This window comes from Amycolatopsis echigonensis (genome assembly GCF_014174495.1).
In the GTDB taxonomy this organism is placed as follows: Bacteria; Actinomycetota; Actinomycetes; order Mycobacteriales; family Pseudonocardiaceae; genus Amycolatopsis; species Amycolatopsis echigonensis.
In genome coordinates, this window is record NZ_JACJHR010000167.1 from 1 (window position 1) to 7,797 (window position 7,797).

At 68.0% G+C, this 7,797-nt stretch carries 8 protein-coding genes and 1 pseudogene; 5 read left to right on the plus strand and 4 right to left on the minus strand.

What is annotated here, in order from left to right:
- The first annotated feature begins 12 nt into the window (after nucleotides 1-12).
- Complete coding sequence (locus H5411_RS45375; RefSeq protein ID WP_183127900.1) at nucleotides 13-906, plus strand: IS5 family transposase; 894 nt, start codon at nucleotides 13-15, stop codon at nucleotides 904-906.
- Between the two features lie 390 nt (nucleotides 907-1,296).
- On the opposite strand, the gene H5411_RS45380 is transcribed toward H5411_RS45375, so the two are convergent.
- On the minus strand, nucleotides 1,297-1,578 hold the full coding sequence (locus tag H5411_RS45380; RefSeq protein WP_110341490.1) for a hypothetical protein: 282 nt from the start codon (nucleotides 1,576-1,578) through the stop codon (nucleotides 1,297-1,299).
- A 74-nt stretch (nucleotides 1,579-1,652) separates the two neighbouring features.
- Between H5411_RS45380 and H5411_RS45385 the strand changes: the two genes are divergently transcribed.
- Together H5411_RS45385 and H5411_RS45390 are read left to right on the plus strand one after the other, a co-directional pair.
- Complete coding sequence (locus H5411_RS45385; protein ID WP_369973573.1) at nucleotides 1,653-2,027, plus strand: oxidoreductase C-terminal domain-containing protein; 375 nt, start codon at nucleotides 1,653-1,655, stop codon at nucleotides 2,025-2,027.
- 64 nt (nucleotides 2,028-2,091) lie between these two features.
- Nucleotides 2,092-2,667, plus strand: coding sequence for a TetR/AcrR family transcriptional regulator (locus H5411_RS45390; RefSeq protein ID WP_110341488.1), 576 nt, complete (start codon nucleotides 2,092-2,094; stop codon nucleotides 2,665-2,667).
- Between the two features lie 236 nt (nucleotides 2,668-2,903).
- On the opposite strand, the gene H5411_RS45395 is transcribed toward H5411_RS45390, so the two are convergent.
- The 3 genes from H5411_RS45395 to H5411_RS45405 are packed head-to-tail and all read right to left on the minus strand — an operon-like array spanning nucleotide 2,904 to nucleotide 5,268.
- A complete protein-coding gene (locus tag H5411_RS45395; protein WP_110341486.1) occupies nucleotides 2,904-4,049 on the minus strand; it encodes an acyl-CoA dehydrogenase family protein in 1,146 nt (381 codons plus the stop codon).
- A 54-nt stretch (nucleotides 4,050-4,103) separates the two neighbouring features.
- The gene (locus tag H5411_RS45400; RefSeq protein WP_110341484.1) at nucleotides 4,104-4,589 is read right to left on the minus strand and encodes a PaaI family thioesterase; all 486 of its coding nucleotides are present in this window, start codon (nucleotides 4,587-4,589) and stop codon (nucleotides 4,104-4,106) included.
- The gene (locus H5411_RS45405) at nucleotides 4,582-5,268 is read right to left on the minus strand and encodes a TetR/AcrR family transcriptional regulator (RefSeq protein WP_110341482.1); all 687 of its coding nucleotides are present in this window, start codon (nucleotides 5,266-5,268) and stop codon (nucleotides 4,582-4,584) included. The genes H5411_RS45400 and H5411_RS45405 overlap by 8 nt, the downstream gene beginning before the upstream one ends.
- Nucleotides 5,269-5,414: 146 nt before the next feature.
- Between H5411_RS45405 and H5411_RS45410 the strand changes: the two genes are divergently transcribed.
- Together H5411_RS45410 and H5411_RS49940 are read left to right on the plus strand one after the other, a co-directional pair.
- Nucleotides 5,415-6,482 carry an LLM class flavin-dependent oxidoreductase gene (locus H5411_RS45410; protein WP_158559807.1) on the plus strand — a complete coding sequence of 356 codons (1,068 nt, stop codon included), beginning with the start codon at nucleotides 5,415-5,417 and terminating at the stop codon, nucleotides 6,480-6,482.
- Nucleotides 6,483-6,494: 12 nt separating this feature from the next.
- Nucleotides 6,495-7,797, plus strand: a pseudogene (locus H5411_RS49940) (cytochrome P450); the annotation flags it as partial.

Genomic DNA, 7,797 nt, shown 5'->3' on the forward strand with positions numbered 1-7,797 from the left:
GGAAGCGTATCGGTGGGCGCGCGTAAAGACTTGACGGACCGGCAGTGGCAGGCGTTGCAGCGTGTGTTGCCGCCTCGACCCGTGGCAGGTCGTCGGCCGAAGTGGACGTGGCGTCAGTTGCTGGACGGGATCCGGTGGCGGGTACGAGTCGGTGCTCCCTGGCGGGACGTGCCGGAACGGTACGGGCACTGGCAGTCGATCTATCAGTTGTTCCGTCGCTGGCAACGGGAGGGCGTGTGGCCCTGGATTCTCACGATGCTGTGGGCATGGGCCGACCGGGCAGGGCTGATCGACTGGCAGGTGTCGGTGGATTCCACGATCAATCGGGCCCACCAGCACGCGTCCGGGGCCCGCCGCCGACCCGATGAGCAGGTCGAACCGCCCGGCGACGAGCCGGGCGACCACGCGCTCGGTCGGTCCCGGGGCGGGTTCACCACGAAGATCCACCTGGCCTGCGAACAAGGACGCAAACCGTTGTCACTGGTGATCACCGCCGGTCAACGCGGTGACAGCCCTCAGATGACCAGCGTGCTGGACGCGATCCGGGTGCCCCGGCCCGGACCTGGACGAGCGCGCACACGCCCACGGCGCGTGCTGGCCGACAAGGCCTACTCCTCCCGCTCGAACCGGGCCTACCTGCGCACACGCGGGATCGCGGCCACGATCCCGACCCCCAAAGATCAAACTGCCCACCGCCGCGCCCGCGGATCAGCCGGTGGCCGCCCACCCGCCTTCAACCCCCACCACTACCGGCAACGCCACGCCGTCGAATGCGGCATCAACCAGCTCAAACACCACCGCGCCATCGCCAGCCGCTACGACAAACTCGCCGTCCGCTACGAAGCCACCCTCCACGTCGCCACCATCGACATCTGGCTACGCAACCTCACCAAGACCAATTCCTAAACAGCTCCTAGCTGAGTGAGCACTCGGAGTCCAGCTGCGCGCTTGACCGCCGCCTCGTCGAGGGTCAACTCGGCCGCCCATGTGAAGCGACGCCACCACTCCTCGCGACGTGCGGGCGATCTCCCGCTGGATCGTCGCACGGTCGTTGCCTCGAACCGACAGCTTCACGCCGACGAACGCACCGATCGCCGCGACCAACGCTGTTGCGGTTTGCAGCCACAGATTCAAGGATGGCCTCCTTATCGGTCGCTGAACTTCGCCAGCTGTCGCAAGCCTCCTCGCGCTCAACGACGCCAGTCGACCGAGCAAGTGGCATGGCTACGCATGAAGGCGGGTGCCTCGATCCTGACCTGCGCGAGCCAGCATTGCGCAGACGATTATGCGACGCGGTCACGCGTCGGCGTTGTCGTCCTTGCCTTCAAGCAGCTTGTAGAGGTTGGTGCGGTCCATGCCGAGTTCGCGGGCGACCTGCGCCTTCGGGACGTTGTCTTCGATCGCCGCAGTCATGCGTTCGAACCGCGCGTCACGGGCCTTCTTGAGCTCTTCGAGCGTTGTGACTCGCTGGGCTTGTAGCGCCGCCTCTTGATCACGAATGCTCTGGAGCCGATCCTGGAGCTCCTTGACCTTGGCCGCACTCTCCCGGAGCAGCTCGAAGTGCTGTTCCTTGTCCACTTCCTTGCCTCTTTTCCGGGTCGTGTTGCCAAGCTGACCTAGCGACATGTTGTATCACACTGTAGACGGCAACAGTGATCTGTGACGCCACTTTGGCGACCGGCCTGCCCGGTGTGTATGCGGCGGGCGATGTGGCGCAAGGCGCGGCCGCCGCCCGCCACGCCCTCGACCCAGCGGCCGCACGCCCGCTGGTACCGGTGCCGTACTTCTGGTCCGACTGGTACGGCCACCGCATCCAGTTCGTCGGCACCCCACGCGCTGAGGAGGTCGTGGTCGCCGTGCCCGCTGAGGCGGGGTTCACCGCGCTGTACCGGCGCGGTGACCGGATCGTCGGCGCGTTCACCGTGGACCGGCCACGCGAGATCATGAAGTACCGGCGACGCGTCGCGGCCCGGGGCTCGTGGGCGGAAGCGGTCGCGTTCGCGGCCACCACGACCACAGCCGCCTAACATGGCGGCCATGGGCAGAACCCTCTCCACCTAACCGACGGTCGGCGGCCAGTACCGCCAGCCGATCATCGCTGCGGCGATCGAGCTGACGGCTCGCAGCGGCTGGTCAGCGGTTACCATGGCGCGGCTGGCCGACCACGTCGGTGTCAGCCGCCAGACCGTCTACAACGAGATCGGCTCCAAGGCCGCGCTGGCCGACGCCATGGTGGACCACCACCTCGACCAGTTCCTCGCCGTTGTCCGGGACGCCTTCGACCGCCACCCCACCGACCTCGTCGAAGCGATCCACGACGCAGTGCGCGACGTGCTGGACCTCGCCGCCGGCAACCTCCTGCTCCGTGCGATCGCCTCCGCCACCTACGGCGCGGACACCGAACTGCTCCCGCTGCTCACCACCCAGGCGAACACCTTGATCACCCGGACCACAGCGATGCTCACGCAGCGTGTGACGACCTACCAGCCCGACCTCACACACGAGCAGGTCAGCGTGGTGATCGATGTGATCGTCCGGACAGTCCTCAGCCACGTCATGCAACCCGCACAGTCCCCGGCCCATACTGCCGACCGCCTCGCCTGGCTGGCCGCCCGAGTGCTCGGCGGCCAACCCTCCCGGACCCGCACACCCCTACGCTACCGCTGACGACGGACCAGAGCCGGGGGCCAGACGCCGCGGTTAACCCGGCCAGTCGCGTTGTGTGCCATCGCACCAGCCGGTCACGGAGCATTCGGAGCTCGGGTGCGCTGTCGCGCTGAGCCGAAACGGGTTGGCGAGCGTGCGGGCGGGTCGTCGCTCACGTGTCCGCAGGACGCCGACCACTGGCCGCCGAAGCCCTGGCGGCTGCGGCTTCAGCGCACCTGGTCCCGGGGAACGTCGAGTTACAGCGTGCGGGCGATGATCTCCTTCATGATCTCGTTGGTGCCGCCGTAGATCTTCTGGACTCGCTGGTCGGTCCAGGCGCGGGCGATGCGGTACTCGCTCATGTACCCGTAGCCGCCGTGGAGTTGGAGACAGTTGTCGATCACCCGCATCGCTCGGTCGCTGCACCACCACTTGAGCATGGCTGCGGTGGCCACGTCCAGGCCGCCGTCGAGGTGCCGGCTGATGCAGTCGTCGAGGAACACCCGGCACACTCGGGCCTCGGTTGCGGCCTCGGCAAGGGTGAACTTGGTGTTCTGGAAGGAGAAGATCTGCCGGCCGAAGGCCTGCCGGGTTTTGGTGTAAGACAGTGTGTCTTCCAGCGCGGCTTCCAGGGCGGCGACCGAGGTGATGCCGATGAGCAGCCGTTCCTGCGGGAGTTGCTGCATCAGCTGGAGGAAGCCCTGACCCTCGGTGGTGCCGAGGAGGTTGGTGGCCGGGACGCGGACGTCGTCGAAGAACAACTCCGCGGTGTCCTGGCCGTGCAGGCCGACCTTGTCCAGTACCCGTCCGCGCCGGAATCCCGCGCGGTCGGTTTCCACCACGACCAGCGAAATGCCCTCCGCACCCAGGGTTGGATCGGTCTTGGCGACCACGATCACCACGTCGGCCTGGCCGCCGTTGGTGATGAAGGTCTTGGCGCCGTTGACCACATAGCCATCGCCGTCACGGATCGCTTTCGTCGCCACGTTTTGCAGGTCGGAGCCGGTTCCCGGTTCGGTCATGGCGATGGCGCCCACCCATTCGCCGGTGGCGAGTTTAGGCAGCCACGCCCGCTTCTGGTCCTCGGTGCCGTAGGCGAGCAGGTAGTGCGCCACGATCGCGTTGTGCAGCCCCACACCCCAGCAACTGTCGCCGCTGGCGGCCTGCTCTTCCAGCAGCACGGCCTCGTGCGCGAACGAACCACCACCTCCGCCGTACTCCTCCGGGATGGACAGGCACAGCAGCCCAATCTCTCCAGCCTTGGTCCACAGCTCCCGGTCGACGCTTTTCTGCTCGGCCCAGCGCTGCTGGTTCGGGGCCAGTTCTTTCCGGCAGAACTGACGGGCCAGATCACGGAACTCGTCAAGATCAGCGGTCGTCCACCGGCTGCGGTACTCGCTCATGGCATGCTCCTTCGCTGTTGCTCATTCCCCAACGGGTGCGGGCACGTGTGCTTGTCAGCGGTGTTCGGGCGGTCGGTTGAACATGGCCAGAACATCGGCGTCGGCGCCGTGTGGCGTGAAGTGTTCGCGGTCGACGACGAGAAACAGGGCTTCGGCGGTGAACCGGGTCACGTCGTCGTGGCCGGTACCGGTGGCTTCCAGGTGGAGCCGTCGGCCCTGGCGGCGCTGCAGGCGTGCGGTGATGCGGTGTGGCTGACCTAGCGGCACCGGTGCCAGATAGTTGACCGTCAACGTGCGGGTGACGGCGATCTCCTGCACAAGATAGAGCACGAAGCCGAACAGGTCGTCGCAGGCCGCGGAGATCGCGCCACCGTGTGCCAGGCCAGGGGCACCCCGGTGCCGGGCGTCGAAGGCCACGTCGGTGGCCACGGTGTCCCCGTCACGGTAGACCTTCAGATGCAGGCCGGCCGGGTTGTCCGGACCGCATCCCAGGCACTGGGAGTGGTGCGGCGGCAGCGAGATGAGGGAGGGGTCAGCCATCGCGTGTCGGTCCTTCGGAACTAGAGGCCAGCAAGGCAGTCGTGTGAGGGGTTGAGGTTGGGTTTCGCCGGGTGGCGGCGGCGAACTGGGTGGCGGCGACCTCGATGATGTCCTGGCGACTGACCGGCAACTCCCCGGCCAGCCAGGCCATGAGCAGTTCGGCGAGGCCACCGGTGAGCAAGAGGCCGGCGATCTGGTCATGGGGTGCCGAGAGCGCGTCGGCGCCGTGCAGGGCGTGGGCCTGCCTGGCGATCAGCTGGGCGAACTCCCGCAGCAGTTCGTGCCGCCGGGTGCGCAACGGGTCGGCGGCGGCGGATTCCAGCATGGCCACGCGGCCGATACGCGGATCACTTGTGAGCAGGTCGACGAACGCGCTGATCGCCGCTGTGGCTTTTCTGTGGGGATCACCATCGGTGGTAGCCAAAGCGTGCAGCGCGACGTCACGGATCTGAGACGCGATCCGATCCAGTACCGCCAGCAACAGCGCGTCACGGTCGGAGAAGCTCTCGTAGAAGTAGCGCTCGGTCAGACCCGCCCGCGAACAGACGGCCGTCATCGTGGTCTGCCGCCACCCCTGGGTGCCCAGCAGATCCAACCCGGCCTCCAACAACTGCTGGCGTCGATCGTCACGGCGCTGCTGGGCGCTGATCCCTCGATAGCTTCGCTTCGGCACCGACATAGCTGTCATCTTGACATAGCCTCCAGTCAGAATCATTCTGACTGTGACCTATGTCAGAAGTTCGAGCGGCGGCGGAGGCGATGCCGGTGCGACAGTCGAAGGATGGCCAGCTGGCCGCGGATGGCTCTGGTCACGTCGTGCGGTCCATGGCAGCTGACCGCTCGTCCGTGGCTGGGCCTGCGGACATCCCGGGGTTCGGCAAGGGACTATCCCTGGTGTGCACCGGCCGAGATGTGCACGAAGTGGCGGCGATGGCCGCGGACGCCGAACGAGCGGGGTTCGAGTCGGCGTGGGCGGCGGAGTTCTACGACCGCTCGGCCGTGGTCGCGGTGGCGGCGATGGCCGCGGTGACCGAGTCGATCACCCTGGGTACCGGGATCGCCTACGCGTTCGGGCGCAGCCCGCTGGTGCTGGCCACCGAGGCGCGGGATCTGGACGCGCTCTGCGGCGGCCGGCTGATCCTCGGACTGGGCACGGGCACGCGTCGCATGCAGCAGGACTGGCACAGCTTGTCCGGGGAACATTCCGCACCCCGGATTGAGGAGCTGGTGCCGTTGCTGCGCAGGTTGTCGCGGCTGGACGAGGGCCCGGTGCGGCACGAGGGCCGGTTCTACCGCTCACACGTGATCCCCACCGCGCCCGTGGCAACCCCCACGCGGCCGACGATGCCGGTGTATGTGGCCGGGGTGAACACGCGCATGGTGCGCGCCGCCGGGGCAGTGGCCGACGGACTGGTGGGCCATCCGCTGTTCACCCCGGAATACCTGCGCTACATCGTGCGGCCCGCGCTGCAGGCGGGCGTCGATCGCGCCGGACGCGCCGGGCCAGTGCCTGTGGCCGGGTATGTGATCTGCGCGGTGCATCCCGACGAACACCACGCCCGGCGGATGGCCGCCGCGCAGATCGCGTTCTACGCCTCGGTGAAAACCTACGACCCCATCCTCACCCTGCACGGCTTCACCGACGAGGCGCGCGCCATCCGGGCGGCGCGTCGCGCCGGTGACCTGGAGGCGATGGTGGACGCGGTGTCGGACGGGATGATCGACACGATCGCCGTGTCCGGCACACCTGAGCAGGTCCGCAGCCAATTCACCGCGCGATGGGCGGGACTGTACGAACGGACGCTGCTGTATCCGCCTTCCTTCGCCGGCCCGTCGGCCACCACCGCCGTGCTCGACGCCTTCGCCCCACTCGCCAGCACACCTACCAGATAAGGGAGAGCCGTCATGGTCCCCGTCATTGAACGTACCACCCAGGCGGCGCGGCAGCGCCTGTCCTCGGTACTGCTGGCACCCGCACCCCAGCCGTCGACCAGGCGTGGCGTCGGTTCAGCCGCCGCTGGCCCACCACTGACCTGGCCACCCCGCCCGCGGGCAGCGGACTGCGGCCGGTCCGCGGTGACTACGGCACCCCGGTGGTCGGGCATCTGCTCGACTACATCCGCTTCGGCACCGAGTTCGGCCGTGAACGCTACGACCGCTACGGCCCGGTCACCTGGATGGGCGCGTTCGGCACCCGCATCGCCGTGATCGCCGGTCCCGAGGCCACCCAGCGCGTGTTCACCAACGCCGACAAGGCCTTCTCCCAAGCCGGCTGGCGATTCCTCATCGACCGGTTCTTCCACCGCGGGCTGATGCTGCTCGACATCGACGAGCACAAGATGCACCGCCGCATCATGCAGCACGCCTTTACTCGCGACCGCCTCGCCGGCTGACACTCACCAGGTCAGCCCCTGCGTGCGCGCCACCATCCCCACCTGGCCGACCCAACGGCCGGTGCGGCTGTACTGGCTGCTCAAGCGCCTCACGCTGGACATCGCAACCCAGGTGTTCATGGGCGGCCGCGGCGGCACCACCGACACCGAACGGATCAACCAGGCGTTCGTCGCCACGGTCCGCGCCGCCAGCGCGCTGGTGCGCGCCCCGCTGCCCGGCACCCGCTGGCGCGCCGGCGTACGCGGCCGCAGGGTTCTCGAAGCCTACTTCGCCCAGCAGCTGCCCGCCGCCCGTGCCAGCAGCGGGGAGGACCTCCTCGCCGCGCTGTGCCAGGCCACCACCCCCGAAGGAGAGCACTTCAGCGATGACGACGTCATCAACCACATGATCTTTCTGATGATGGCGGCCCACGACACCGCCACCATCACCACCACCGCCTACTACCTCGCCACCCACCCCGACTGACAAGACCGAGCCCGGCAGGAATCCCTCGCCCTCGGCGACGCCCCCCTCGACATCGACGCCCTGGACACCCTCGACACCCTCGACCGGATCATCAACGAATCCCTCCGCTACTGGCTCCCGTGCCCCTCGTGATGCGCAAAACGGTCACCGACACCGACATCCTCGGCCACTACCTGCCCGCCGACACCCTCGTCGCCCTCGCCCCCGCCTCAACCACTTCGTGCCGGAATGCTGGACCGACCCGGACACCTTCGACCCCGATCGCTTCGCCCCCCACCGCCGCGAAAACCACAGTCATCGCTTCGCCTGGGTCCCCTTCGGCGGCGGCGTGCACAAATGCATCGGCATG